Annotated in this window: 22 protein-coding genes and 1 pseudogene; 5 read left to right on the forward strand and 18 right to left on the reverse strand. The window is 67.5% G+C overall.

Annotated features, from left to right (window positions below; genetic code table 11):
• Positions 1-2 precede the first annotated feature (2 nt).
• From FHS28_RS01735 to FHS28_RS01745, 3 genes are all read right to left on the reverse strand, one after another.
• Complete coding sequence (locus tag FHS28_RS01735) at positions 3-1,739, reverse strand: secretin N-terminal domain-containing protein (RefSeq protein WP_088449374.1); 1,737 nt, start codon at positions 1,737-1,739, stop codon at positions 3-5.
• Positions 1,736-2,632 (reverse strand): toxin co-regulated pilus biosynthesis Q family protein, encoded by an 897-nt coding sequence (locus tag FHS28_RS01740; RefSeq protein ID WP_088449373.1) that lies wholly within the window; start codon positions 2,630-2,632, stop codon positions 1,736-1,738. The genes FHS28_RS01735 and FHS28_RS01740 overlap by 4 nt, the downstream gene beginning before the upstream one ends.
• Before the next feature lie 65 nt (positions 2,633-2,697).
• On the reverse strand, positions 2,698-3,561 hold the full coding sequence (locus FHS28_RS01745; protein WP_184293991.1) for a prepilin-type N-terminal cleavage/methylation domain-containing protein: 864 nt from the start codon (positions 3,559-3,561) through the stop codon (positions 2,698-2,700).
• A gap of 40 nt (positions 3,562-3,601) precedes the next feature.
• Between FHS28_RS01745 and ligA the strand changes: the two genes are divergently transcribed.
• Entirely contained in the window at positions 3,602-5,668 is a 2,067-nt protein-coding gene (ligA, locus tag FHS28_RS01750) for an NAD-dependent DNA ligase LigA (protein WP_088449371.1), read from the forward strand.
• Positions 5,669-5,697: 29 nt separating this feature from the next.
• On the opposite strand, the gene FHS28_RS01755 is transcribed toward ligA, so the two are convergent.
• The 3 genes and pseudogenes from FHS28_RS01755 to FHS28_RS01765 form a co-directional block, all read right to left on the reverse strand.
• Positions 5,698-6,591 carry a DMT family transporter gene (locus tag FHS28_RS01755; RefSeq protein WP_088449370.1) on the reverse strand — a complete coding sequence of 298 codons (894 nt, stop codon included), beginning with the start codon at positions 6,589-6,591 and terminating at the stop codon, positions 5,698-5,700.
• A gap of 128 nt (positions 6,592-6,719) precedes the next feature.
• Positions 6,720-7,247, reverse strand: a pseudogene (locus FHS28_RS01760) (methylated-DNA--[protein]-cysteine S-methyltransferase); the annotation flags it as partial.
• Positions 7,247-8,920: a DNA-3-methyladenine glycosylase 2 family protein gene (locus tag FHS28_RS01765; RefSeq protein ID WP_246409405.1), complete on the reverse strand. Its 1,674-nt coding sequence runs from the start codon at positions 8,918-8,920 to the stop codon at positions 7,247-7,249. The gene FHS28_RS01765 and the pseudogene FHS28_RS01760, both read right to left, overlap by 1 nt.
• A gap of 297 nt (positions 8,921-9,217) precedes the next feature.
• Between FHS28_RS01765 and FHS28_RS01770 the strand changes: the two genes are divergently transcribed.
• Positions 9,218-10,606, forward strand: coding sequence for a phosphomannomutase/phosphoglucomutase (locus tag FHS28_RS01770; protein WP_088449367.1), 1,389 nt, complete (start codon positions 9,218-9,220; stop codon positions 10,604-10,606).
• A 6-nt stretch (positions 10,607-10,612) separates the two neighbouring features.
• A complete protein-coding gene (locus FHS28_RS24005) occupies positions 10,613-12,079 on the forward strand; it encodes a 3-deoxy-D-manno-octulosonic acid transferase (RefSeq protein WP_310736724.1) in 1,467 nt (488 codons plus the stop codon).
• Between the two features lie 176 nt (positions 12,080-12,255).
• On the opposite strand, the gene FHS28_RS01780 is transcribed toward FHS28_RS24005, so the two are convergent.
• The gene (locus FHS28_RS01780; RefSeq protein WP_184293992.1) at positions 12,256-14,844 is read right to left on the reverse strand and encodes a GspE/PulE family protein; all 2,589 of its coding nucleotides are present in this window, start codon (positions 14,842-14,844) and stop codon (positions 12,256-12,258) included.
• A gap of 120 nt (positions 14,845-14,964) precedes the next feature.
• Between FHS28_RS01780 and pcp the strand changes: the two genes are divergently transcribed.
• A complete protein-coding gene (gene pcp, locus FHS28_RS01785; RefSeq protein ID WP_088449366.1) occupies positions 14,965-15,603 on the forward strand; it encodes a pyroglutamyl-peptidase I in 639 nt (212 codons plus the stop codon).
• Positions 15,604-15,706: 103 nt separating this feature from the next.
• Here the strand turns inward: pcp and FHS28_RS24010 are convergent, their stop codons facing one another.
• Both FHS28_RS24010 and FHS28_RS01790 read right to left on the reverse strand, forming a co-directional pair.
• Positions 15,707-15,874 carry a hypothetical protein gene (locus FHS28_RS24010; protein WP_246409407.1) on the reverse strand — a complete coding sequence of 56 codons (168 nt, stop codon included), beginning with the start codon at positions 15,872-15,874 and terminating at the stop codon, positions 15,707-15,709.
• 10 nt (positions 15,875-15,884) lie between these two features.
• The gene (locus FHS28_RS01790) at positions 15,885-16,721 is read right to left on the reverse strand and encodes a helix-turn-helix transcriptional regulator (RefSeq protein WP_246409409.1); all 837 of its coding nucleotides are present in this window, start codon (positions 16,719-16,721) and stop codon (positions 15,885-15,887) included.
• 93 nt (positions 16,722-16,814) lie between these two features.
• Here FHS28_RS01790 and FHS28_RS01795 point away from each other — a divergent pair, with 93 nt between their 5' ends.
• Entirely contained in the window at positions 16,815-17,633 is an 819-nt protein-coding gene (locus FHS28_RS01795; RefSeq protein WP_088449365.1) for a LysE family translocator, read from the forward strand.
• Here FHS28_RS01795 and tolA read toward each other — a convergent pair.
• From tolA to ribD, 9 genes are all read right to left on the reverse strand, one after another.
• On the reverse strand, positions 17,617-18,537 hold the full coding sequence (tolA, locus tag FHS28_RS01800; RefSeq protein WP_088449364.1) for a cell envelope integrity protein TolA: 921 nt from the start codon (positions 18,535-18,537) through the stop codon (positions 17,617-17,619). The genes FHS28_RS01795 and tolA overlap by 17 nt on opposite strands.
• A gap of 6 nt (positions 18,538-18,543) precedes the next feature.
• On the reverse strand, positions 18,544-18,981 hold the full coding sequence (gene tolR / locus FHS28_RS01805; protein ID WP_058935041.1) for a protein TolR: 438 nt from the start codon (positions 18,979-18,981) through the stop codon (positions 18,544-18,546).
• Positions 18,982-19,008: 27 nt separating this feature from the next.
• Positions 19,009-19,701: a protein TolQ gene (gene tolQ, locus FHS28_RS01810; RefSeq protein ID WP_088449363.1), complete on the reverse strand. Its 693-nt coding sequence runs from the start codon at positions 19,699-19,701 to the stop codon at positions 19,009-19,011.
• Positions 19,702-19,821: 120 nt separating this feature from the next.
• Positions 19,822-20,274, reverse strand: coding sequence for a tol-pal system-associated acyl-CoA thioesterase (gene ybgC / locus FHS28_RS01815; RefSeq protein WP_088449362.1), 453 nt, complete (start codon positions 20,272-20,274; stop codon positions 19,822-19,824).
• A complete protein-coding gene (locus tag FHS28_RS01820; protein WP_088449361.1) occupies positions 20,271-21,479 on the reverse strand; it encodes a pyridoxal phosphate-dependent aminotransferase in 1,209 nt (402 codons plus the stop codon). Before FHS28_RS01820 ends, ybgC begins: the two co-directional genes overlap by 4 nt.
• Positions 21,480-21,565: 86 nt before the next feature.
• Complete coding sequence (gene nusB / locus FHS28_RS01825) at positions 21,566-22,084, reverse strand: transcription antitermination factor NusB (RefSeq protein ID WP_088449360.1); 519 nt, start codon at positions 22,082-22,084, stop codon at positions 21,566-21,568.
• Positions 22,081-22,545, reverse strand: coding sequence for a 6,7-dimethyl-8-ribityllumazine synthase (ribH, locus tag FHS28_RS01830; protein ID WP_088449359.1), 465 nt, complete (start codon positions 22,543-22,545; stop codon positions 22,081-22,083). Before ribH ends, nusB begins: the two co-directional genes overlap by 4 nt.
• A 12-nt stretch (positions 22,546-22,557) precedes the next feature.
• Entirely contained in the window at positions 22,558-23,652 is a 1,095-nt protein-coding gene (gene ribBA / locus FHS28_RS01835; RefSeq protein ID WP_088449358.1) for a bifunctional 3,4-dihydroxy-2-butanone-4-phosphate synthase/GTP cyclohydrolase II, read from the reverse strand.
• A gap of 45 nt (positions 23,653-23,697) precedes the next feature.
• The gene (gene ribD, locus FHS28_RS01840; protein ID WP_088449357.1) at positions 23,698-24,861 is read right to left on the reverse strand and encodes a bifunctional diaminohydroxyphosphoribosylaminopyrimidine deaminase/5-amino-6-(5-phosphoribosylamino)uracil reductase RibD; all 1,164 of its coding nucleotides are present in this window, start codon (positions 24,859-24,861) and stop codon (positions 23,698-23,700) included.
• Between the last annotated feature and the right edge of the window lie 5 nt (positions 24,862-24,866).

A 24,866-nucleotide genomic window follows, 5' to 3' on the forward strand; every position in this document is an offset into this window, starting at 1 on the left:
TTTCAGCGGTCGGTCAGACGCGGCGTGATGAGAATGACGGTGCCTTGCTTGCTGCGGCCGCCGCGCTTGGCGATGGGCAGCAGGCCGCGGACCACATCGGTGTCATCGGCCTGCGCCTGCTCGCGCTCATAACCCACCATGACCAGCGTCTGCCCCGCCGGCACGCTGACGCGTTGCAGCGACGAGAAGCTGACCGTGTTGGGCAGCTGGATCGATTGCGCCGAGGAGCCGCTGCCGCTGGTGAAGGCCTTGATCTCCCGCAGTTCGCTGACCTGCATGGCGGTCTGGAGCAGCACGCGGTTGGAGTCCAGAATGACCGGCAGGATCATCAGGCCCAGGCCGGTGGAGATGGAGCCCGGCACCAGCGAGCCTGCAGTGGTCACGCCGGTGGTGCCGTTCACCACGGGGGCCGTCGTCTGCTTGACGTAGGACTGCGTCTGCAGCGACCCCACGGGCACCGGCATGCGGTTGGTGGTGGTCACCACGCTGGAATAGGCGGTCGAGACCTTGCCATATTCCTGCAGGGAATCCGCGACCAGACGGCTGGGCGAGCTGCGGGAGGAGGAGGGCGCCAGCAGGAAGGACAGCGACCCTGGCGTATTGCCGGAGAGCGCGCCGGGCCCTTGCGGGCTGGTCAGGCTGAACTGATTGCCCGTCGCCTTGCCCAGCACTGCCTGCCAGTTGATGCCATTGCTGTATTGGTCGGTCAGGTCGACCTGCAGCACTTCCACTTCCAGCACGACCTGGCGCAGCAGGGTGGTGTTGACTTCCTGCAGGAAGGATTCCACCCGTTCGACGTTGCTCAGCGCGTCCGTCACCGTCACCAGGCCGGAGCGGGGATCGACCTGCAGGTGGGCGCGGGCGGAGAGCATGCCCTTGAGCGAATCGCGCAGGCCGCTCCAGTAATCGCTTTCGGTCTGGAAGTCGATGTTCAGGGAGCCGGAGCTGGAGCTGCCGCTGCTGCCACCGCCCGATCCGCTTCCCCCGCCGCCACCGCTGCTGGATGCGCCGCTGCCAAAGACGTCGATGGAACCGCTGGTCTTGAGGCCGTTGGGCAGCGCCTTCACCAGAATGGAGCGGGTCACCAGACGGCTGAAGATGATCTTGCCGCCGTTGTATTCCCATTGCAGGCCGGCGCGGGTGGCCACCAGGTCCAGCAGGCCGGAGAGGGGGCCGGAGTAGTCGAGCTCCATCGTGTTCTGCAGGTCGCGGCCCTGCACCGCCAGTGACAGCGCACCAGCGGCTTCGGCCTGCCGCGCCAGCGTGGCGTGATCGGTGGCCCCCGGCGTCGTCTGACGACCCGCCTGCGTCTGGGCTTCGCTGGAGGCGAGACCGCCCGGTGCGTAGTCGCTGGCGCTCGTCATCGCGTCCGGCGTCATGATGACGGGAATGTCGATCAGGCGGGAGATGAGTTCGGCCACCGTCGGCAAGGGATGGCGGCCCGGATAGCGCAGGGTGACCTGGCCGATGTGGGTCGGCAGGGTGGACGCGCGCTGCAGCGGCACCGAATGCCGGGCGAAGCGCGGCACAGTGTCCGCCTGCACCAGCGCCGGCAGACGCTGTGGTTCCCGCGCCAGGGTCTGGAACTGTCCGAGGCGGTTCTTGTTGTTGGTGTATTCCTGCTGGGTGAGATGGGTGGACTGCACGGCGCAGCCGGTGGTGAGCACGCAGCCCAGGGTCAGGGCCAGGCGTCCCGGTACGAGGCCGGAAGCCCGTTCAGGGTGGGGCAGTCGGATCAACGCCGTTCTCCATCGAGCATGTAACGCACCACGCGGACAACGCGGGTGTCGGGATTGATGCGGGCCTGCACCGGATAGTCGGTGTCCCGCAGGGAAGTCATGGCCTGGTTCAGCGCGTCCAGGAAGTTGCCGTTGAGGGTGACTTGCGCGTCAATGGCGAAGTCGCGTTCCACTTCCCAGACCAGTTGCCAGTTGGCAACGCGCGTCCAGCGCAGCAGCGTCTGGCGGAAGGTCTGGTCCGACAGCTCAACCGTCCATTCGGAGGGGGCTTCACTGCGCAGGACGTCCAGGGCGTGGTCCTCTGAAGAAGCATCGGGACGTGAGAGCTGGGCCTGGGCGCGTGGGGTGCGGATCCATTCCACTTCGCCGTAACCGGGCGGATCGGCAGCAGTGCTGCTGGCGGCATGGCCATTCGGGTCGTGCATGCCCCGCCCACCTGGCATCACGCTGATGACGTGGGCGTGACCCGCGCCATCGCCGCGGTTGCCGGTGCCCGCGGAAAGCTTGGTGCTCCAGCCCGCCGCACTACCGGTGGACGCGAGGGCCGCACGTCCGCCATCGGCGGGCGCGGTGGAGGCGATCGCCGCCGCCGCCGCGACCGTGGCGACGGCAGGCGCTGCCCGACGAGCGGGCTGCGCACTCGACGTCCTGGCGGATGCAGCGACCGGCGTGAGCGTGGCAGCGGGAGGAACAGCCGCGGACGAGGCTGTGGCCGGGGTCGCTGGGGTCACCTTGACCACGGGCACTGGCGGAGTCGCCGAGGACGCAGGGGGCGATGCCGAGGAAGACGACGGAGACGATGAGGACGATCCGACCTGAGCCGATGCGGGCGCAGCCTGCGCACCCGCGGTCAGGCCCAGGACGAGCACCGGAAGCAACCTGAGAGTTTTCATGGGGAGCCGTTCAGGACGAACCAAGGTCCGGACCTGTGATGAGCAGGCCCGGACCGCGAGGGGAATTACAGAGGGATGAAGGCGTTGATGACGCGGGTCGGCCCCTCGCCGTCAGCGCGGCACTTATCAGCCAGCCTGATGAGGTTCACTGCGGCGTTTGCGGCGGGTCCCTTCACCAGGTTTGCCTCGGTGAAGTTAGTCAGCGCACTGCCGGGCTCCGCGGTCGGAGCTGTGGTTTCCACCCACATCGCTTGTGCAAGGGGAGCCAGTCCATTGACCACGGTTGCGCACATGTCGGTCGGAATGCCGGTTGCGATCACGATGTAGCCACGGTCAGGGCCGCCGACGCCGTCAAAGTTGGCCGCGTTGCCCTGGATGAAGAGCGCGCCGCCAAACGAGTTGGTGACAGTGACGTTGTCGCCATTCCAGGCCACCGTGTTGGGTGAGAAAGCACCCAGCGCGGCGGCACGCTTCGTGGTGATGTCAGAGAACGTCGCGCTGTTGACCGCTGCACCCACCAGCGCCGCATTGATTCGCGGCACTTCGGCCAGCAGATTGTTCGCACGGTTGTTGGCCAGGATCCGCTGCACGCCAAACAGCGAGCCGACGATGATGACCGAGATGATGGCCAGCGCAATCGACAGCTCGATCAGCGTGTAACCCTGCTGACGGGCCGCGCGGGCGGTGAACTTGCGAGGAAAAGAATGTCGTTTCATGAAGGGTCCTTGGTGGTGGAGTTCACAGCGCGCCACGGATGCTCCGAATGAATGTGTGGCGGCCGATGCGATCCGGAAAGAATCAACATGGGACGGGATCGTAGGAGGGGATGTGATAAAAATAACTTCCAAACATTGATAGAAATAGCAGCCTGCATAGGCCATGCGTGATGCATGCAGGGGGGGTGCTTCTGCAAACACGTAGCGCTTCAAGTGACCTCCGTCTCAGTGGCGCTGAGCCACAATCCGGGGCATGAATTCCGATCGTTCCCACGAGGCTGTCCCCCAGGAAGCTGCCGCCCGTGCCGCGGCCCTGCGCGAGCAACTGCACCACCATGCGCATCTGTATTACGTGCTGGACGCGCCAGCCCTCCCGGACGCCGCCTACGACCAGCTGTTCCAGGAACTGCAGGCGCTGGAGACCCGTCATCCGGCCCTGCTGACGCCGGATTCACCGACGCAGCGGGTGGGCGGCAAGGTGCTCGACGGGTTCGTGCCGGTGCGTCATACGGTGCCGATGCTGTCCATCCGCACCGAGACCGATACCGAGGCCAGCGGCGCCGAAACCTTCGATGCTCGGGTGCGCCGCGAACTCGATCTGGACCCTGCGGCGGCACCGGTGGAATACGCCGCTGAACTGAAATTTGATGGTCTGGCCATTAATCTCCGCTACGAGCATGGCGTACTGATGCAAGCCGCCACCCGCGGCAATGGCGAGACTGGCGAGGACGTCACCCAGAACGTGCGGACCATCGGCCAGATTCCGCTGCGTCTCTCCGGCGAGGGCGCCAAAGCCGCTGTGCTGGAAGTGCGCGGCGAGGTCTACATGCGCCGGGATGACTTCGAAGCGCTGAATGAACGTCAGCGTGCCGCGAATGAAAAAACCTTCGTCAACCCGCGCAACACGGCGGCGGGCGCCATTCGACAACTGGATCCCCAGTTGGTGCGGCAACGCCCACTGAGTTTCTTTGCCTACGGGCTTGGCGATGTGCAGGGCTGGGACATCCCGGGCACCCATGCCGGGCTGCTGGAGGCGCTCAAGTCCTTCGGCCTGCCGGTGTCGGAAGATCGCGCCGTGGTGCGCGGTGCTGAAGGGCTGGTCAAGTTCCACCAGCAGATGGGCGCCAAGCGGGATGAGTTGCCGTTTGACATCGACGGTGTGGTCTACAAGGTCAACAGCCGCGAGTTGCAGCGTCGGCTCGGATTCGTCTCACGTGAACCGCGCTGGGCCGTCGCGCACAAGTATCCGGCCCAGGAACAGATCACCCGGCTGAATGCGATCGACATCCAGGTCGGTCGCACCGGCAAGCTGACGCCCGTGGCCAAGCTGGAGCCGGTGTTTGTCGGCGGCACGACGGTCAGTAACGCGACGCTGCACAACGTCTTCGAGCTGCGCCGCAAGCGGGTGCGGGTGGGCGATCAGGTCATCGTGCGGCGGGCCGGGGACGTCATCCCGGAGATCGTGGGCAAGGTGGACACTCCCCGCGAGACCTACGTGGCCAACTTCCACATGCCCCGTCACTGCCCCATTTGCGGCAGCGATGTGCTGCGTGAGAAGGGCGGCATCGACCATCGCTGCAGCGGCGGCATCTTCTGCCCGGCGCAGCGCAAGCAGGCGCTGCTGCACTTTGCCGGTCGCCGAGCGATGGATATTGAAGGACTGGGCGACAAGCTGGTGGACCAGCTGGTGGACGGCGGCATCGTGACCAGCCTGCCCGGGCTGTACAAGCTGGGCGTGGCGAAGCTGTCGGCCCTGGAGCGCATGGGTGAAAAAAGCGCGCAGAACCTCTTTGATGCGCTTCAGAAGAGCAAAACCACCACCTTGCCGCGATTCCTGTATGCACTGGGCATCCGGCATGTCGGGGAGACCACGGCCAAGGATCTGGCGAGGCACTTTGGCAACATGGATGCGCTGATGGCAGCGACGGAAGAGCAGTTGCTGGAGGTCAAGGACGTCGGTCCGGTGGTGGCCAAGAGCATCGCCGCCTTCTTTGCGGAGCCGCACAATCGTGAGGTGGTGGAGCAGTTGATCGCCGCCGGCGTTGACTATCCCAAGACCGATGGCGCCGCTGCCGAACCGCAAGGGCCGCAACCGCTGGCGGGCAAGACGCTGGTGCTCACCGGCACGCTGCCGACGCTGTCCCGCGACGAAGCCAAGGCCTTGATCGAGGCGGCGGGGGGCAAGGTCAGCGGGTCAGTGTCCAAGAAGACCAGCTTTGTCGTGGCGGGCGACGAAGCCGGGTCCAAGCTGGACAAGGCCCAGGAGCTTGGCGTGACCGTGCTGGACGAAGCCGGTCTGCACGAACTGCTGAAGGGCTGATCAGCCCACTCGCCCCGCCCGGCGACGTCTTACTTCGCCGGGCGCGTCACGGGCGGCATCGGCAGACGCAGCACGCCCACCGCGAGCCCGGTGCCCAGCAGCACCACCAGGCAGCCGATGGCCATCATCACCGTCAGCGTTTCGTGCAGGAACAGGAAGCCCCACACCAGCGCAAACACCGGAATCAGGAAGGTGACGGCAATGGTGTTGGTCGGTCCCACGCGCTTCATCAGCCGGAAGAACAGGATGTAGGCCACGCTGGTGCACAGCAGGGCCAGCAGGGCCACGGCCCCCCAGGCGCGCATGGACGGCATCTGTGTCGGCTGATGCAGCCATGCCGGCACCAGCAGCAGCAGGGCCGCGGCAAACTGGCTGCCGCTGGCCACCGCCAGGGGCGATGCCTGGCTCAGAAAGCGCTTCGTGCCGTTCGCGGCCACGCCGTAACTCAGCGTCGCCAGCAACACCGCCAGAATGGCGAAGCCTCCGCCACCCGGTTTGAACGAGGCCTTGTCCCAGGCCAGCACCACCACGCCGATGAAGCCCAGCGCCAGGCCCATCAGCCGCGAGGCGTCCAGCCGCTGCCCAAACCAGGCCCAGGCCACCAGCGCGCCCCACATCGGCGTCGTGGCATTCAGGATGCTGGACATGCCGGCATTGATCGACAGCGCCGCAAAACTGAACAGCGCGAAGGGCAGGGCGCCGTTGAGCAGTCCCACCAGCAGCAGTCCCGGCCAGAAGCGGCGCAGGTCTCCGAAGCCCTCGCGCATCAGCAGCAGCGGCATCAGCAGCAATGACGCGCCGGCCACCCGCACAAAGGCGGTGGCGATGGGGCCGAATTCAGGTGCGGCGATGCGCATGAACAGGAACGAGGCGCCCCAGATGGCCGCCAGCAGCGTCAATTCACTCAGGTCGCGTTGCTTCAAGCGCCTGCTCCTTCCAACGAGGTGAATAAAGAACCTTGGGGCCACGGACTGGAGGTCCGTGGAGGGGGTGAGGCAGGGGGCGCCAAGGCCGGGGCCGGCGAAGGTGGAGGATGCGCGCCTGGGTCCGTTGCACGGGCCTCCATCGGCAGCTGCTGGTGGCATTCCAGCGCCAGCAGCGCCTGCTTGCGCGGCAGCCCGCCGGCGTATCCGGTCAATTGTCCGTTGCTGCCGATGACACGATGACAGGGCACCAGCACGGACAGTGGATTGCGGCCCACCGCCGCGGCCACCGCGCGGACAGCGGCCCGGCAGCCCAGTCGGTCAGCCAGCTCGCCATAACTGACCGTTTCGCCCGATGGGATGTCGAGCAAGGCCCGCCAGACCGATTGCTGGAACGGTGTGCCGATCAGGGACATCGGTGGCAGTCCGTCGGCATGCGCCGCTGCGCGTCGGCTGCCGTCGAAGTAGGCATGCAGCCAGTCGGCGGCCTGGCGCAGGCAGGGATCGGCATCGTCGCGCGGGACGGACAACGGTCCGGGGTGGTATTTCTGAGCTTCGAACCACACACCACACAGCCCCTGCGCGTCCCGCGCCAGGAGCATGCGGCCGAGCGGCGTGTCGATCTCGGACTGACTGAGCATCAGGGTCTTGAGCATCACAGAGTTCCTTCCAGATCTGGTACGTGTTCCGACGGCTGAAGAGCGGGCGGGTTCTGGGCGGCCGGGTTCGCCTTGGCGTCCACCTCCGCGCCCGTTGGCTTGGTGCCGGGCTTCCCTGTCGGCGGAGTCGCCCCCGCGCCTGCCTTGGGCGGGCGCCCCAGCGCCGTTGCCTCTCGCCACAGTTGCAGCACCGCGTAACTGCGATAGGGCGCGTAGACCTGCGCCGCAGCGGCCAGCGCGGCCGGGCGCATCGGCCCACCGGTCCGGCTTTCCAGCCGTTGCCGCAGGATCACGTCGCCGGGCAGGAAAGCGTCGGGCCAGCTCCAGCCCCGCATCAACATGTAGTGGGCGGTCCAGGGCCCCAGCCCAGGCAGCGCAGCGAGCTCCGCGATGGCGTTCTCGATGCTGCCGCGACCTTGTGCGAAAGCCAGTCGCGGCCACTGGGCAGCGAGGTGGATCAGCGCCTGCGCCCGGCGACCGGGCATGCCCAGGCTTGCAATGTCATAGACGGACGCGGCAGCCAGCCGGGTGGCGGACGGGAACGCATGGGTGACCGGCGCGGGTGCGCCCAGGTCCGCCGGCAGCGGTTCTCCGAAGGCTGCGACGAGGCGGGTGGCCAGCGTCCGTGCCGCGGCCACGGTCACCTGCTGTCCCAGCACCGCGCGGACGGCCAGCTCGAACCGGTCCAGCGTGCCGGGCAGGCGCAGGCCCAGGGCGCCGGGGCCGAGCGTGTCGCCCAGGGCCGAAGCGATCGCATGCGGATCGGCATCCAGGTCCAGCCACCGCCGCAGGCGCGGCAGGAGGGCCGCCACCTGCGGCCACAACGAGGCGCTCATCCGCACGCGGACCTGAGGGCGCTCCGCCCCGTCCGGCGGAAACTGCACGGACAGCCAACCCACCAGGTCCGAAGAGGCCGTCTCCGACAGCGACGACAGGCGCACGCTGCGATGCACCTGCAGCCCCTCGACATCCACCGATTCCACCCCCGGCACGGCACGCGCCGCCAGGAACTGAAGCAGGGCGCTGGTCTGCAGCGGCGGCCGCAGGTCCAGCCGCAGCGCCGGCGTTTCGTCCTCCGCCGCTGCACGCCGACGTGCGCCGCCCTCGCGCAGCGCCGTCGGGCTCAGGCGGTAATGCTCCGAAAATGCCGCATTGAAGCGCCGCAGGCTGGCAAACCCCGCCGCCAGCGCCACCTGGGACACCGGCAGGCGGGTATCGGTCAGCAACTGCTTGGCCAGCAGCAGTCGCCGCGTCTGCAGATACTGGAGCGGCGCCACCCCGTGCACCGTGGTGAAGATGCGCCGCACATGCCGCTCGCTCACCCCCAGGTGTGCCGCCAGCGCCGGCAGGCTGGCCTGATCTGGCGCGCATTCATCCAGCCAGCGTGCCGCTTCCCGAGCCAGCACCTCGCTGGCGTCCATGCTGCTCCAGACGCGGGCAGCAGGCGCCAATTCAGGGCGGCACTTCAGGCACGGGCGGAATTGCGCCGCCTCCGCCTGGCTGGCGGTGGAGAAAAACAGGCAGTTCTCCATCTTCGGCGCCCGCACCCGGCAGATCGGCCGGCAGTAGATGCCGGTGGTTTTGACCGCCACGAACCACTGGCCGTCAAAACGCGCATCCCGGGCCAGCAGGGCCGGGTAGCAGTGGTGGGGGGCCAGGGAGGAGGTCATGGAACGCATCATAGGGAGCGCCCCGGGGGGACGCTCGCCGTTTTCGGACATGTCCCTGACACCCCGTGACAGTTGCGTGTGAGCCGCTGTATCGAGGAGCGCCTCCCCAGACGCCTGCACCCGGGTCCGTTTCTTGCCCTCCTCGCCGCTGGCTGGAACCGAGTTTCGTGCCGTTGCCGGGCGCCGATGACATCCCACGACGCGATTCATCACCCCGGGTTACACGGGACAGTCGTTTCTACTGCCTACAATCCGCCCCAGTTTTCGTTACTTGATCACATTTGCACAGGGACGCTCATGCAAGTTCATGCTTCCATTTTCAAAGCCTATGACATCCGCGGTGTTGTGGGCCAGACCCTGAACGAAGAACTGGCCGAGCACCTCGGCCGCGCGTTCGGCACCGAGGCCAAGCTGGCCGGCGAAACGGCGGTGGCCGTGGGCCGTGACGGCCGCGTGTCGGGCCCGGGCCTGGTGGAAGCGCTGATCCGCGGGCTGACCTCGACCGGTCTGGACGTGGTGGATATCGGTGGGGTCACCACCCCAATGCTGTATTACGTCGCCGCCACGCGCGGCAAGCATGGCTGCCATTCCGGCATCCAGGTCACCGGCAGCCACAACCCCAAGGACTACAACGGCTTCAAGATGGTGCTCAAGGGCGCCGCCGTGTATGGGGAGCAGATCCAGGGCCTGAAGCGCCGCATCGAAGCCGAGGACTATGAAACCGGCAAGGGCCGCGTCGGCCAGATGGACATCGTGCCGGAATACAGCCACCGGATCGTCAGCGATGCCAAGCTGTCCCGCCCGATGAAGGTGGTGGTGGACAGCGGCAACGGCATCCCGGGTGCGACCGCGCCGGCCATCCTGCGCGCCCTGGGCTGCGAAGTGGTGGACATCTTCTCCAAGGTGGACGGCGACTTCCCGAACCACCATCCGGATCCGTCGCGTCCTGAAAACCTGGAAGACCTCAAGCGCGTGGTGCATGCCACCGACGCCGAACTGGGCCTGGCCTTTGACGGCGACGGCGACCGCCTGGGCATCGTCACCAAGGACGGCACGATGATCATGCCGGACCGCCAGATCATGCTGCTGGCGGCCGACATCCTCAAGCGCAAGCCCGGCTCGGAAATCATCTTCGACGTCAAGTGCTCGCAGCGCCTGGGCCCGTGGATTGAAGAACACGGCGGCAAGCCGCTGATGTGGATGACGGGTCACTCGCTGGCCAAGGCCAAGCTGAAGGAAACCGGTGCTCCGCTGGCCGGTGAACTGTCCGGTCACATCTTCTTCGCCGAACGCTGGTATGGCTTCGACGATGCGATGTACACCGCCGCCCGCATGCTGGAGATCCTGTCGCGCAGCGACGACCCCAGCCAGGTGCTGAACGATCTGCCCAACAGCATCAACACGCCGGAACTGAACGTGCCGTGCGCCGAAGGCGAGCACCACGAAGTGGTGGCCAAGCTGAAGGAAATCGCCGAGTTCCCCAACGCCAGGGACGTGATCACCATCGACGGCCTGCGGGTGGAATACGACGACGGTTTCGGCCTGGTGCGCGCGTCCAACACCACCCCGGTGCTGGTGCTGCGCTTCGAAGGTCACACCCAGGAAGCGCTGGAGCGCATCCAGAAGGAAGTGCTGGCCCAGCTCAAGCGGGTGAAGCCGGACATCACCTTCACCGCCGGCCACTGATCTGCAGTGACCGCACGGGCCCCTGGCGAGTCCTGGCGTGAGCGGCTGGCTCGCGGCTTCTTCAGCACGGTGCTGCGGCTCGGAACGCCGCTTTACCTGCTGAGGCTGATGCGCCGTGGGCGGGCGGAACCGCTGTACCGGGCCCATCTGCCGGAGCGCTTCGGCTTCGGGCTGGATGTGGCCCCGGGTGCCGTCTGGGTGCATGCCGTCTCGCTCGGAGAGACCCGCGCCGCGGCGCCGCTGGTGGAGCGCCTGCGGCAGGCGCGGCCTGGCCTGCGCCTGCTGCTGACACACACCACCGCCACCGGTCGCGAGGCCGGCCAGGCGCTGCTGCGTCCCGGGGATGTGCAGCGCTGGCTGCCCTTTGACACGCCCGGCGCGGTGCGGCGCTTCCTGCATGGGACGCAGCCGGCCGTCGGCGTGCTGATGGAAACCGAGATCTGGCCCAACCTGCAGCAGGCCGCTGTGCAGGCCGGCGTCCCGATGGTGCTGGCGAATGCGCGGCTGTCCGCGCGGAGTTTGCGCCGGGGGGAGCGGTTCAAGTGGCTGCTGGCGCCGGCGGCACGCACGCTGCGCCTGGCCCTGGCGCAGACGCAGGAAGATGCCCAGCGCCTGACCCAGGCCGGTGTGCCGGAGGTCCAGGTCTGCGGCAATCTGAAGTTTGATCTGCAGCCGGATGAGGCCCTGCTGGCACAGGGGCGGTCCTGGCGCGAGCGCCTCGGACGGCCGGTGGTGATGCTGGCGGTCTCCCGCGAGGGGGAAGAGGCGGCGCTGCTGGCGCGCTGGGCCGCCATAAACGCCAACCCCGGTAGCGATGACTCGGGGCCGCAGCCGCGGTCGCAGCCGCAAACGCAAACGCAGTCGGTGACACACCCGCTGCCTGGGGCCGTGTCGCCGTCGGTGCTGCATCCGCATGCACCTGCGCATTTGGCGTCGAGCGAAGCGCAGCGGCCGCTGTTGCTGATCGTCCCCCGTCATCCACAACGTTTCGACGAAGTCGCAGCGCTGGTCCAGCAGTCCGGCTTGAGCCTGATCCGCCGGAGCGGGTTCTCGTCTGACGGGCCCAGCGCTGAGGGCGCCAGCGCGGACGTCTGGCTCGGCGACTCCATGCGCGAAATGGCGCTGTATTACGGCCTGTCGGATGTTGCGCTGCTCGGTGGCAGCTTCGAGCCGCTGGGCGGCCAGAACCTCATCGAGGCGGCGGCCTGTGGCGTGCCGCTGCTGATGGGCCCCCACACCTTCAATTTTGCGGAAGCGGCCGCGTTGTCGCTGGAGGCGGGTGCGGCCCGCCGCGTGGAGACGCTGGATCAGGCCGTGACGGAAGCGATGGCGCTGCTGGCAGATCCGGCACGCCGGGCCGGTATGGCGGCTGCCGCGACGACGTTTGCCGCGGCACACCGCGGCGCCGCGCAACGCATGGCGGACCGTATCCTTGCGTTGCTGCCATCGTCCGGGCCAGCCACGGCGGCTTGAGCCGCATGATCCGCAAAAGCGCGTTGGAGGGCGGCAGCGGCCGATCAGATCTGCCGGGTCACTGCGGTCAGGGCGGCTCGCGCGGCTAGGGCAGGTCGGGCAGGTAGGGCAGGTAGGGAGGGCGTGCAGCGCCGGACAGCAGCCGGTGGAGGCCGCTCGCCTGCACTCCGGCCGCCTTACTGGTTACTTGTCGCCCGCACTTCCGCGAGGCTCGTCACGCCCTGCAGCACCTTGGCAATGCCGTCCTGACGCAAGGTCCGCATGCCTTCAGCCATGCCCTGATGCATCAGTTCCTCAGCGCGGGCGCCGGTCTGGATCAGGCGACGCAGCGTGCGTGACACCACCAGCAGCTCGTGCAGACCCGCACGGCCCTTGAAGCCGGTGTTGTCGCACTTCGGGCAGCCGGGGCTGTGATAGTGCAGCAGGCCCGGCTGGCCATACGCGCCTTGCCACTGCGCCAGCACCGATTCGCGGGTCGGGCGGTTCTCAGGCGTAAACACATGCAGGTAGTCGTCCAGCAGTTCCTGCAGCTTTTCGTCCGGCATCGGCTCGGACTTGCGACAGGACGAGCATAGCCGTCGCACCAGGCGCTGCGCCAGCACCGCCAGCAGCGAATCCGCGAAGTTGAACGGATCCATGCCCATGTCCAGCAGACGGGTCACCGTTTCCGGGGCGCTGTTGGTGTGCAGGGTGGAGAGCACCAGGTGACCGGTCAGGGAGGCTTCCACCGCGATCTCGGCGGTCTCCTCGTCACGGATTTCGCCGACCATGATCACGTCCGGATCGGCCCGCAGGAAGGCGCGCAGCGCCTTGGCGAAGGTCCAGTCGATCTTCGGATTTACCTGCACCTGCCGCAGGCCGGCCTGGGTGATTTCGACCGGATCTTCCGCCGTCCAGACCTTGCGGTCGGGGGTGTTGATCTGCGCCAGCACCGAGTGCAGCGTGGTGGTCTTGCCCGAGCCGGTCGGGCCGACGCACAGCACCATGCCGTAGGGGCGGGCGGAGGCGATCTTGAGCTGCTCGAAGTTGTAGGCGGACAGCCCCAGCTTCTCCATCGGGATCGGTCTGGCCGAGGCCAGAATCCGCATCACCACATCTTCCAGGCCGTTGTTGGTCGGAATGGTGGCCACCCGCAGTTCGATCGCATGCTGCGACGAGAACCGCGCAAAGTTGATCTTGCCGTCCTGCGGCTTGCGGCGCTCGGAGATGTCCAGATCACACATGATCTTGATCCGGGCGATCAGGGCGCTGCGATAGGTGTGCGGCAGTTCCAGGTGAGGCTGCAGCACCCCGTCCTTGCGGAAACGGATGCGCACCTTCTCCTTGCCGGGATAGGTCTCGATGTGGATGTCCGACACATGCTGGCTGTGCGCGTCGATGATCATGCTGTTGATCAGACGCACCAGCGAGTTGTCGCTCTGCTCGATCGGGCGCTCATCTTCCCGAGCGGCCTCGCGGGCCACCTGCTCCTGGCCTTCGCGCTCCAGGGTCTCGATCAGCTTGTCGGAACTGTCCAGTTCGAACTCGATGCCGAGCGTCGGCAGACCGGTGTCCCGGCCGGACTGGGCCTGATTGCCGTAGCGCTCATACGCGGACGGCAGGGCGAACTGCAGCGAGCCCACCCGGGCCAGCGCCGGCACCACCTTCAGCTGCGTGATGAATTCGACCTCGTCGATGCAGTCCCGGCGGGTCGGGTCTTCCATCGCCACGATCAGTCGGCCGTCCCGCACCACCAGCGGCAGCACCTCCAGCCGACGGGCCACCGACACCGGCAGCTTCACCACCGCTTCCGGCTCAATGGCGAAGTGATCCACATCCACCAGCGGGTAGCCCATCTTTCGGGCCAGGGCCGACTGCAACTGGGCACGGGTGACCACGCCCTTGCGCACCAGCAATTCGCCCAGTGGCACCGAGCGGTCGTTCTTCTGCTGAGCCAGGGCTTCGTCCAGCTGGGCCTGGGTGACCAGTTCCAGCGCCAGCAGCGCCTCGCCGATGCGCACCATCGGCATCTTGGCCTGTTGCTCGATGGCCTGCATCAGCTGTTCGCTGCTGACAATGTGGGTCGCCACCAGGATGTCGCCGACACGTCGGTCGCGCAGGTCCTTCTGTTCCTGCACCGCTTCTTCCACCTGGGCGGTGGTGGCCACCTGCTCGCGCACCAGCAGGTCACCGATCCGGTCGCCGACCTCGTAGCTGGTCAGCACCTCGCGCGGCACGAACATGCAGCGCACCCAGTCGCTGGTCTCGCTGACAGGAGGGAACAGGAACAGGCCGATCTCGGACTCGACATGACCGATGGTCGTGCCCTTGAATTCTTCACCGCCCTGATAGACCAACCGGAACTCGTCACGCGGACGCTGATCCAGGGAGGTGGGGTCGTTGGCGGTGGCCGGATCCCGCGGCGGCACTTCGATCGCGTGCAGCAGCTTCAGCGCACGGAACTGCGAAAACTTCAGCGGCATCGCATTGCGGGCCGGCGGCACCAGCACCTGTGCCAGCCGCTCCTGCGGGACCATCATGATCACCTTGCCGACGGTCCGGCTGCCGTTCAGGCCGAGGATCTCGCAGGCCAGCGGATCCCGCTGCGGCTTCGGCCGAGGGTAGGCGGCGAAGGGGGGCGTGGGCCATTCGAAGTCGCCGTCCGCATTGCGGCGTGCCGCTGTCCGGGCCACCGGCGCGGCACCCAGCGAGGCCGGCCGGGAAGGCTCGGGCAGCGCGCCTGCCTCGGTTTGGGGCCATTTCAGCGGCACGGACGGGTCGGACATGTAGCGGTCTCCGCGATGATTCTGGTGAAGGCAAAAGGACGCCCTAGGCCTAAGCCTAACGCGTTTGTCGATCACCGATGACAAGGAATAGCAGGAGAGAGGCCCGCTAGACTGGGTTCCGTGAAGAACATCCTGATCACGGGCTTCGAGCCCTTCGGGGGCGAGGCCCTCAACCCGTCGTGGGAATTGGCGCACGGCCTGGCCGGCGAGGTCATCGCCGATGCCAAGGTCGTGGCGGTGCAATTGCCTTGTGTGTTCGGTGCCGCACTGACGCAGCTGGACGAAGCGCTGCTGCGGGTGCGGCCGGTGCTGGTGCTGGCGGTGGGGCAGGCCGGGGGGCGCTGCGACCTGTCGCTGGAGCGGGTCGCGATCAACGTCGACGACGCCCGCATCCCCGACAACGCAGGGGCTCAGCCGGTGGACGAGCCGGTGGTGGCGGACGGGCCGGCGGCCTACTTCAGCACCCTGCCGATCAAGGCCATGGTCGCGGCGCTGCGGGCGGGCGGTTTTCCGGCGTCGGTGTCGCAGACGGCCGGAACCTTCGTCTGCAATCACGTGTTCTACGGCTTGCAGCACCGGCTCTGGGGCCAGGGCGTGCCAAGCGGCTTCATGCACATTCCGTATCTGCCGCAGCAGGCGGCCCACCACCCCGGCGCGCCCAGCCTGCCGCTGGAGACGCTGCTGGCGGCCACCCGTCTGGCGCTTCACACCGCGCTGACACAGCAGGAAATCCGCATGGGGGCGGGTCAGCTGGACTGAGCGGGAGAGGCGGCTTCACTCGGCCGATGCGTCCGTTGCGGTCGGCGCGTCCGTCACGTCCGTCACGTCCGTCACGTCAGTCACGTCAGTCACGTGGGTCGCGTCAGTCGTTTCGCTCGCGCCCTTCGCTTCCCTGTGCGTGCTGCCCCCGGGCCACGGTCGTCCCCGCGCGACGGGCCAGTGAGGCGGCCAGCCGCGCCAGCTCCTGATTCAGCTCCGGCGGATGCAGCACTTCAAAATCGAAGGGCAGGGCCGCGAGACTCCGAGCCATCCATGGCAGCTCATCCGCCTGACACTGCATCAGCACACCATGGCCCGTGGCCGCCAGGCTGCTCAGCGCTGCTCAGCGCTGCCAGCGGCTGGCGCACCAGGGCCTCCAGGGGCGCGAAGACCCGCAGCTGCACCGCATGCGCACGGGGAACCTGCACGAAGGACTGCTGCAGATGCGCCAGCACGTCGAAGGACTCCGGTCGGCCAAAACTCTGCGGCAGCGGCGTGACGGTGTCGATCCGGTCGAGGCGGAAGGAGCGCAAGGCCTGGCGCAGTCCGCACAGGCCCACCGCATACCAGTGCCCCCCGCGAAATCCCAGGCCGTAGGCATCGAAGTCGCGCTCGGACCGGTCGCCCTGGGCGTCCCGGTAGCTGATCCGCATGCGCTGCTGGGCAAAGGCAGCGGCCCCCAGGGCGGCGATGACCGCCGGGGCGGCCAGGTCCTGCGTCGGGGTCAGGTCCAGCGCAATGCGCTCGGCAATGCCCCGCTGACGCTTTCGCAGTGGCGTGGGCAGCACCCGCTCCAGCTTCGCCTGGGCGCTCGCCACGGCCGGGCTGGCTTCGGCCCAGCCCAGCTGCCGCACCGCCAGCAGGCCGAGCCCCAGGGCCAGGGCTTCGTCGTCGGAAAACATCATCGGCGGCAGCCGGTACCCCGGCATCAGGCGATAGCCACCGAAACGGCCCCGCTCGGCCTGGATGGGGATGCCCAGCGCCTCCAGCGTCTGGATGTAGCGCCGCACGGTGCGCCTCTCCACCTGCAGCTCCTGGGCCAGGGTGGCGCCGTCGATCTGGCCGCGGGACTGCAGCAGCTCCAGCAAGGCCAGGACACGGGAGGCGGGACGGGACATGCCGCGCAGTCTAGATCCTGGCCGGTTCGATAGCGGTCGGGAATCGTCCTATATCGCTTCTACCCTGGCGGCCTTGATCCATGGGAGCGACCAATGAATGCTGCAGAACTCGGGGTGTATTTCGCGCTGGTGCTGGGGGTGGTGCTGCTGCCCGGGGTGGATATGGCCTTTGTGCTGGGCTGGAGCCTGGCCCGCGGCTGGCGGGGCGGCGCAGCGGCGCTGGCAGGTGTGGTGGCGGGGGCGCTGTGTCACCTGACGATGGGAGCACTGGGGCTGGCGCTGTTGATCAAAGCCGTACCGGGCGCCTTCACGACCATGATGCTGGTCGGCGCGGCATATCTGGCGTGGTTGGGTTGGGGCTTGATGAGGGCGCAACCGCAGGCGTCCCAGGCGTCCCAGGCGCCCCTGGAGGTCCACCCGCTCCCCTCAGACAGTGCGGAGGCTGCGTCCGGCGCTCCCCATGGCGCCATCCCCGCGAGGCAGGACGCAGGCGGACGGAGCTCGGCCGCCGTCTTTGGCGGGGCGGTCCTGACCAATCTGATGAATCCGAAGGCCTATCTGTTCAGCCTGGCGGTGCTGCCGCAGTTTCTCCATCCGGAGCGCGGAAGCTGGGGCTGGCAACTGGGCGCCATCGGGGCGGTCACGGCGCTGACGCAGATCGGCGTCTACGGCGGCCTGGCCGTCATGGCGACAGCCGGCCATCAGCGGCTGCGCGGTATGTCTGCAGGTCAGCAGCGCTTGCTGATGCGGATGGTCGGCCTGCTGCTCTGGGCCATGGCCGCCTACACGATCTACAGCGGCTGGCAGGTGGAGGGGGGCGGGCGCGTGAAGGGCGCTCCTGCCGCGCCCAGCGTCCCGACCACGCCAACCACCCCCGTCCCTGCGCCCCTCGCGATCACTCGCGCGGCTTGAAGGCCAGGATCATCACGCGGGGCACCGTGCCATCGGTGTCGCGCGGCAGGATCTCGGTCTTGTCCAGCGCCCGCAGCACCGCTGTGTCGAAGTCCGGCAGGCCGCTGGACTTCAGGATGCGGCGCGCGATGATCGTGCCATCCGGACTGCAGCGCACTTCCACTTCAGCTTCCGGATTGGCGGCGCCGCCCGGATCCTGATAGACGATGTTGGGCTTGACCCGCGCCTTGATGCGACCCGCATAGTTGGCCGACGGCCCCGCGCTCTTTTGCGCCGTGCCGGTGGCATTGGGCGCACCGGTGGCGCCGGCCATGCCCATGATGCGCTTCAGGTTCTCCTGACGGGCCTGCTCGGCACGGGCTTCGGCATCCTTGCGGGCCTTCTCGGCCTTGGCCTTGTCCGCCTGCTCCGCCTTGTCCTTCTCTTTGTCCTTCTTGGCTTGCGCTTCCTTCTCCTTGCGGTCGCGCTCCTGCTTCTCGGCTTCGTCCTTTTTCTGCTGCTCGAGCTTGCGCTTTTTCTCTTCCGCTTCGCGCTGCTCCTGCTCTTCCTTCAGCTTGCGCTCCTTGGCCTTGGCGATGGCGATGTCGGCATCACGCTGGGCCTGCACTTCCTGAGGGGTGGGCTGCTGCGGTTTGGGCGGCTCGGGTTTGGGCTCGGGCTTGGGCGGGGGCGATTCTTCCGGCGGCAGCTGCTCCTTGGGCGCAGCCGCCACGGGGACGGCGGCCCACAGCTCGGCTTCCGCCGCCGGGATGGTGGTCGAGCGCCAGCTGACGCCGAAGCTCAGCGCCGCCACCAGCAGGACGTGCGCGACCAGCGCGACTGCGAGGCCTCGACCCAGGCCGGGCGCTGGCGGCGGTCGCAGCGGGTCGCGGTCCGCAGGAAAACGGGAAACAAGACTGCTCATGGGCGATCAGCTGTCCGAAGGACCGTTCTTGACCGACAGACCCACCCGCTGAATGCCGGCACGCTGCAGCACGTCCATGGTCTTGACCACGGCTTCGTACTTCACATTCCGGTCTGCGGAAATCACCACCGGCGTGTTGGCATCGCCGGCCTGGGCGTCCTTGACGCGCGCGGCCAGCGCCTTGAGTGGCACGGGCTGCGGGTCCTGGTCACCGTCCAGCTTGATCTTGAGCTGTTCATCCTTGCCCACCACCACCTGGATGACGTGGGTCGGTTGCTGCTTGCTGGTGCCGACGCTGGGCAGGTCCACCACACCCGTGGTGATCAGCGGCGCGCTCACCATGAAGATGATGAGCAGGACCAGCATCACGTCGATGAAGGGCACCATGTTGATTTCATTCATGGTGCGGCGGCGGGAGCCGCTGCGGGAGGACATCGCGGGCATGGCGGTGCGCTTTCCGTGGTGTCGGCTTCAGCGGGCGGCGGCAGGTGCCGGCTGGCCGGCATTGCGCTGCAGGATGTTGGAAAACTCTTCGATGAAGCTCTCCAGCGTGATGGCGTTGCGGTCGATCTGGCGGGCAAAGCGGTTGTAGGCCAGCACCGCCGGAATGGCGGCGAACAGGCCGATGGCGGTGGCCACCAGGGCTTCGGCGATGCCGGGGGCCACGGTGGCCAGCGTCACCTGGGTCAGATTCGACAGGCCGACGAAGGCATGCATGATCCCCCAGATGGTGCCAAACAGGCCCACATACGGGGAAACCGAACCCACCGAAGCCAGGAAGGACAGGTGCGATTCCATCGCGTCCAGCTCGCGCTGGAAGCTGGCCCGCATGGCGCGGCGCGCGCCGTCCAGCAGGGCGGAGGTTTCCACCACGCGGCGTTCACGCAGCTTCAGGAATTCGCGCATTCCGGAGGCGAAGATGCGCTCCAGCGGCGCGCCGTCCTGCTGATTGGAGACGCTGTTGTAGAGATCGTTGAGGTTCTTGCCGGACCAGAACTCCTGCTCGAATTCCTCGTTCCGTGCCTTCACGCGGGACAGCGCAAACAGCTTGCTGAAGATGACAGCCCAGCTGGCCAGCGAGACCAGCAGCAGCGCGGCAATGACCAGCTGCACCGTCAGGCTGGCATGCATGATCAGGGAGATGATGGAAAGGTCTTGGTTCATGAAGTCAGCGGGGGGTCAACAAAAGGCCGACGCCGGGTCGGCGCTGGAGGGCTGTCCGTAAACCGGTCATTTTTGCTCGAAATGTGACCGGTCTTGTGTCTGGATGTTGGCTGATCCGTTTCAGCGCTGCAGGCACTGCAGGATGCGTGCCGGGATGCGGGCGGGTTTGAGACTGTTGGCGTCGACGCAGCCGATGCGGATGCGGCCTTCGGTCAGCAGCGTGTCGCCGCGCCAGACCTGCTGGTCGAAGGTGAGGCTGACCCGGCCGATCTCGGTCGGGTTCACCGTCACCCGTAGCCAGTCGTCGAGGCGGGCAGGGCTGAGGTAGCGCAGGGCCGTGTCACTGACGACAAACATCAGGCCCTCCTGCTGCCGCATCGTCTCCTGTTCAAAGCCCAGCGCGCGCAGCCATTCGGTGCGGGCGCGTTCCATGAACTTGAGATAGTTGGCGTAGAAGACCACGCCCCCCGCATCGGTGTCTTCCCAGTAGATGCGTAGTTCGTGCTGGAAAGCGGGCAGCTGAGGTGCGGCGGTGGCGGGGGCGTTCGGGTCGAGCAGGGCGGTGCTGGTCATGACGATTGGAGTTGGGCCAGACGGACACGGATGCGGCTCAGAGCCTCCCGCAGGTCGTCCATGCTGCTGGCAAAGGACAGGCGCAGGAATCGTTCGCCGAGCGCGGGGCCGAAGTCACGACCGGGCGTGAGGGCGACCTGTGCGTGCTGCATCAGGTCCATGCAGAGGTCCCAACTGCCCATGCCGGTGCCGCTGGCGTCGGCCCAGGCGTAGAAGGCCCCATCGGGCAACACCGGCACCGGCAGGCCCATCGCATTGAGCGCGGGCACGACCATGTCCCGGCGGCGGCGCAGTTCCTCGCGGCGACGCTCGAACTCGGCCAGCGAGTCCGGCTCGAAGTTGGCCAGCGCCGCTTTCTGCGCGATGGTGGAGGGGCAGATGTAGAGGTTCTGCGCCAGCTTCTCGACCGCTGGCACCAGGGACGGCGGCAGCACCAGCCAGCCCAGCCGCCAGCCGGTCATGCCGAAGTACTTGGAGAAACTGTTGATCGAGATCACGTCCTCGCCCAGGGCGAGGGCGCTGCGGCGATAGCGGTCGTCATAGCTGAGGGACTGGTAGATCTCGTCCACCACCGTCACACCGCCTTGCTCCCGCACAAAGGCGTGGATGCGCGCGAGTTCTTCGGGGGCGATGGAGGTGCCGGTGGGGTTGCTGGGCGACGCCAGCAGCACGCCGCGACTGCGAGGAGTCCAGTGCGCGCGGACCTGCGCATCGGTGAGCTGGAAGCGCTCGTCGCTGCCGGCCGGCAGCAGCACGGGCGTGGCATCCACCGCGGCGACGAAATGCCGGTTGCACGGATAGCTGGGATCCGGCATGAGCACTTCATCCCCCTGTTCAAACAGGGCGAGGCAGGCCAGCTGCAGCGCGGCCGAGGCGCCTGCCGTGATGACGATGCGCTCCGGCGCGATGCTGAGGTTCTGGGTGTTGCGATACCAGTCAGACAGCCGCTGGCGCAGGGCAACCAGCCCGGTGGCCTGGGTGTAGGGCACCTGACCGGCGGCGGTGAAACGAGCCGCGGCTTCCCGCACGGCGGCACTGGCGCCGAAATCCGGCTCGCCGATGTTCAGGTAGATCATGTGCCGGCCGCCCTGGCCCGGATCACAGACGGCGGAACGCGCGATCTCATCGGCGCGTTTGGCGCATTCCATGACGTAGAAGGGCTGGATGCGCTGGACGCGTTGAGCGAGCCGGAGGTCGTGCGACATGGGAGTGGGCGCGGGGCGGTCTCTATGAGGTCTTGGATGATAAGACCTTCCGCGCCGGGGTCAGGCGGCCTTTGCCGCCTGAGCACTCAGCCGCGTGCGGCCTTGACTTCCACCGGGCGCAGATCTTCCGCGGCGCGGTCCAGCACGCCGTTGACATACTTGTGGCCGTCGGTGCCGCCAAACGACTTGGCCAGTTCAACCGCCTCGTTGATCGCCACCTTGTAGGGAATGTCGATGCAATGCTTGAGCTCGAAAGCGCCCAGCATCAGGATGGCGTGCTCGATCGGCGACAGCTCGGTCGTCTTGCGGTCCGCATGGCGGGCCAGCACTTCGTCCAGCGAGGCGGCTTCTTCGACGGCGCCATTGAACAGCTTGTCGTAGTGGCCGCGGTCGCTCTTGTCGAAGCCTTCCTGCTCACGGGTGTGGGCGTCGATGACCGCCAGCTCGTCGCCGGTCAGCAGCCACTGATAGACGCTCTGCAGCGCATGCTCACGGGCACGGCGCCGGGCCGACTTGACGGCGGGACGCTTGGCTGCGGGCTTGCCGCTACCGGCCTTGGGGCCGGTCGGGGTGCCGGGGGTGGGGAGATTGTCCTTGGAGGTCACTGGAGTTCTTTCAGCAGCAGGGCCATTTCGACCGCAACGGTTCCGGCATCCCGGCCTTTTTCTTCGGCGCGGGCCCAGGCTTGGGCTTCGTTTTCGACGGTCAGGATGGCATTGGCAATGGGCAGGCCGTGGTCCAGCGTCAGACGGGTGACGCCGGCACCACTTTCATTGGCGACCAGCTCGAAGTGGTAGGTCTCGCCACGGATGATGCAACCCAGCGCCACGAGGGCATCAAACCGGCCGCTGCGGGCCATGGCCTGCAGGGCCACCGGCACTTCCAGCGCACCCGGCACGGTGACGTGGCGGATGTCCGCGTCTGCCACACCATGCTGATGCAGCGAGGCCAGGCAGGCCTTGGCGAGGGCGGTGGTGAGCGTGTCGTTGAAGCGCGCCTGCACGATGCCCACGCGCAGGCCTTGGCCATTCAGGGGGGTCGAGTGACCCTTGTCAGATCCTTGCATGCAAGCCTCGTCTCAGCAGTTCTGTGCGGCCTGGAAGCCGGTGACTTCCAGCCCGTAACCGGTCATGCTGGGCATGCGGCGCGGGCTGCCCAGCAGCTTCATGCGCTGCACGCCCAGGTCGCGCAGGATCTGCGCGCCGACGCCGTAGGTGCGCAGGTCCACCGGGGTGCGGATCTCTTCGCCTGTGGGCGCCTGGAGGCGGCCCAGCAGGCCTTCGGGTTCTTCGCCGCAGTTCAGCAACACGGCCACGCCGCTGCCGGCCGACTGAATGGCGGCGAGTGCTTCGGGCAGGGGCCATGAGTGGCCGCAGCGGCCGGCTTCCAGCAGGTCCAGGGCGGAGAAGGGCTCGTGCACGCGCACCAGCACTTCGTCTTCAGGCTTCCATTCGCCGCGCACCAGGGCCATGTGCACGCCACCGGTTCGGTCGCGGAAGACATGGCAGTCGAAGGCGCCCTGGCGGGTCTCCATCACCCGCTGGGTGACGCGCTGCACCAGGGATTCGTTGCGGCTGCGGTATTCAATGAGGTCGGCGATGGTGCCGATCTTCAGGCCGTGCTCCTGGGCGAAGACTTCCAGGTCCGGCAGGCGGGCCATGGTGCCGTCATCGTTCATCACCTCACAGATGACGCTGGCGGGCGTGAGGCCGGCCATGCGGGAGAGGTCGCATCCGGCTTCGGTATGGCCGGCGCGCATCAGCACGCCGCCGTCCTGCGCCTGCAACGGAAAGATGTGGCCGGGTTGCACCAGGTCCGCGGCCACCGCGTTGCGGGCCACGGCGGCCTGCACGGTGCGGGACCGGTCTGCAGCGGAAATGCCGGTGCTGACGCCAGTGGCGGCCTCGATCGACACGGTGAAGGCGGTGCCGTGTTTGGTGCCATTGCGCGTGGCCATGGGCGGCAGCTGGAGCTGCTCGCAACGTTCACGGGTGAGCGTCAGGCAAATCAGGCCGCGGCCGTACTTGGCCATGAAATTGATGGCTTCGGGCGTGACATGGTCGGCCGCGATGACAAGGTCACCCTCGTTTTCGCGGTCTTCCTCATCGACCAGGATGACCATACGGCCGGCAGCCAGTTCGGCCACCAGCTCAGGAATCGGAGAAATAGGCATGGGCGTGATTGTAGGCGGGCGGGGCGGTGCTGCGGGGCGGTGGGGCTACCGCCCCGGGTGGGGGACTGCGGGGGGACGCAAGCGCAGACGCAGGTCGTTGCCCACCGGGCGCATATCGACCAATTGGTAACGAGGCGCCTGCTCCAGGGTGGTCAACTGACCCAGATCGACCATGCCGCGGCCGTCTCCCATCAGCATGGGGGCCAGATAAATCAGCAATTCGTCCACCAACCCGGTGCGCAGCAGAGAGCCGTTGAGCTTGTTGCCGGCCTCCAGATGCAGCTCGTTGATGCCGCGGCGGCCCAGATCCTGGATCATCGCGGTGAGGTCCACCTTGCCGTTGGGGTCCGGCAGGGAGGTCAGTTCGGCACCTCGGTCCATCAGGGCCTGGCCCAGTGCGCCACTGTCCGGCTGGGCGTGATAGACCCACAGGCTGCCGGGTGGGTCCAGCAGCCGGGCTTCCGGAAACAGGGTCAGACGGGAGTCCACCAGCACCCGCTGCGGTTGGCGGGCGGTGGGAACCTCCCGCACATCCAGCCGGGGGTTGTCTTCCTTGGCGGTCCCGATGCCGGTGAGTACTGCACCGGCGCGACGGCGCCAGGCATGACCGTCGGCGCGGGCCTGCGGACCGGTGATCCATTGGCTCACGCCGTTGTGCAGGGCGGTGCGACCGTCCAGGGAGGCCGCAATTTTCATCCGCACGAAGGGACGCCCGCGCTCCATGCGGGAGAGGAAGCCGATGTTGAGTTCGCGGGCGGCGACGGCCAGGGGATGGTCCGTGGGCAGCAGGTGCGTCTGGACGCCGGCCGCCTGCAGGCGGGCCAGGCCGTGCCCCCCGACCAGCGGATTCGGGTCTCCCAGGGCCACCACCACACGCTGGATGCCGGCGGCGATGAGGGCGTCACAGCAGGGCGGGGTACGGCCGTGGTGGGCGCAGGGTTCGAGGGTGACGTAGGCGATGGCGCCGCGGGCGTCATGGCCACGGGCGGTGACATCGCGAAGCGCCATGACCTCCGCATGGGCCTGGCCGGCGGGCTGGGTATGGCCCGAGCCGAGCACGTCACCCTGCACGCTGGTGATGATGCAGCCGACGCGTGGGTTCGGGTCCGTCAGGCCGATGGCCTGCTCGGCCAGCGCCAGGGAGGCCGCGAGATGGTCCAGGTCCAGCGGAGACAGCGGGCCAGTGGCGGGAGAAGGATCGGGATGCATGGACG

This window comes from Roseateles terrae (genome assembly GCF_014192155.1).
Taxonomy (GTDB): domain Bacteria; phylum Pseudomonadota; class Gammaproteobacteria; order Burkholderiales; family Burkholderiaceae_C; genus Roseateles; species Roseateles terrae.

Excerpts from the sequence above, each read along its gene's own strand:
- FHS28_RS01740 (WP_088449373.1), bottom strand. The coding sequence starts at position 2,632 with ATGAAAACTCTCAGGTTGCTTCCGGTGCTCGTCCTGGGCCTGACCGCG.
- ligA (WP_088449371.1), top strand. The coding sequence starts at position 3,602 with ATGAATTCCGATCGTTCCCACGAGGCTGTCCCCCAGGAAGCTGCCGCC.
- FHS28_RS01765 (WP_246409405.1), bottom strand. The coding sequence starts at position 8,920 with ATGACCTCCTCCCTGGCCCCCCACCACTGCTACCCGGCCCTGCTGGCC.
- FHS28_RS01770 (WP_088449367.1), top strand. The coding sequence starts at position 9,218 with ATGCAAGTTCATGCTTCCATTTTCAAAGCCTATGACATCCGCGGTGTT.
- FHS28_RS01780 (WP_184293992.1), bottom strand. The coding sequence starts at position 14,844 with ATGTCCGACCCGTCCGTGCCGCTGAAATGGCCCCAAACCGAGGCAGGC.
- FHS28_RS24010 (WP_246409407.1), bottom strand. The coding sequence starts at position 15,874 with ATGGCTCGGAGTCTCGCGGCCCTGCCCTTCGATTTTGAAGTGCTGCAT.
- FHS28_RS01790 (WP_246409409.1), bottom strand. The coding sequence starts at position 16,721 with ATGTCCCGTCCCGCCTCCCGTGTCCTGGCCTTGCTGGAGCTGCTGCAG.
- FHS28_RS01795 (WP_088449365.1), top strand. The coding sequence starts at position 16,815 with ATGAATGCTGCAGAACTCGGGGTGTATTTCGCGCTGGTGCTGGGGGTG.
- tolA (WP_088449364.1), bottom strand. The coding sequence starts at position 18,537 with ATGAGCAGTCTTGTTTCCCGTTTTCCTGCGGACCGCGACCCGCTGCGA.
- tolR (WP_058935041.1), bottom strand. The coding sequence starts at position 18,981 with ATGCCCGCGATGTCCTCCCGCAGCGGCTCCCGCCGCCGCACCATGAAT.
- tolQ (WP_088449363.1), bottom strand. The coding sequence starts at position 19,701 with ATGAACCAAGACCTTTCCATCATCTCCCTGATCATGCATGCCAGCCTG.
- ybgC (WP_088449362.1), bottom strand. The coding sequence starts at position 20,274 with ATGACCAGCACCGCCCTGCTCGACCCGAACGCCCCCGCCACCGCCGCA.
- FHS28_RS01820 (WP_088449361.1), bottom strand. The coding sequence starts at position 21,479 with ATGTCGCACGACCTCCGGCTCGCTCAACGCGTCCAGCGCATCCAGCCC.
- ribH (WP_088449359.1), bottom strand. The coding sequence starts at position 22,545 with ATGCAAGGATCTGACAAGGGTCACTCGACCCCCCTGAATGGCCAAGGC.
- ribBA (WP_088449358.1), bottom strand. The coding sequence starts at position 23,652 with ATGCCTATTTCTCCGATTCCTGAGCTGGTGGCCGAACTGGCTGCCGGC.
- ribD (WP_088449357.1), bottom strand. The coding sequence starts at position 24,861 with ATGCATCCCGATCCTTCTCCCGCCACTGGCCCGCTGTCTCCGCTGGAC.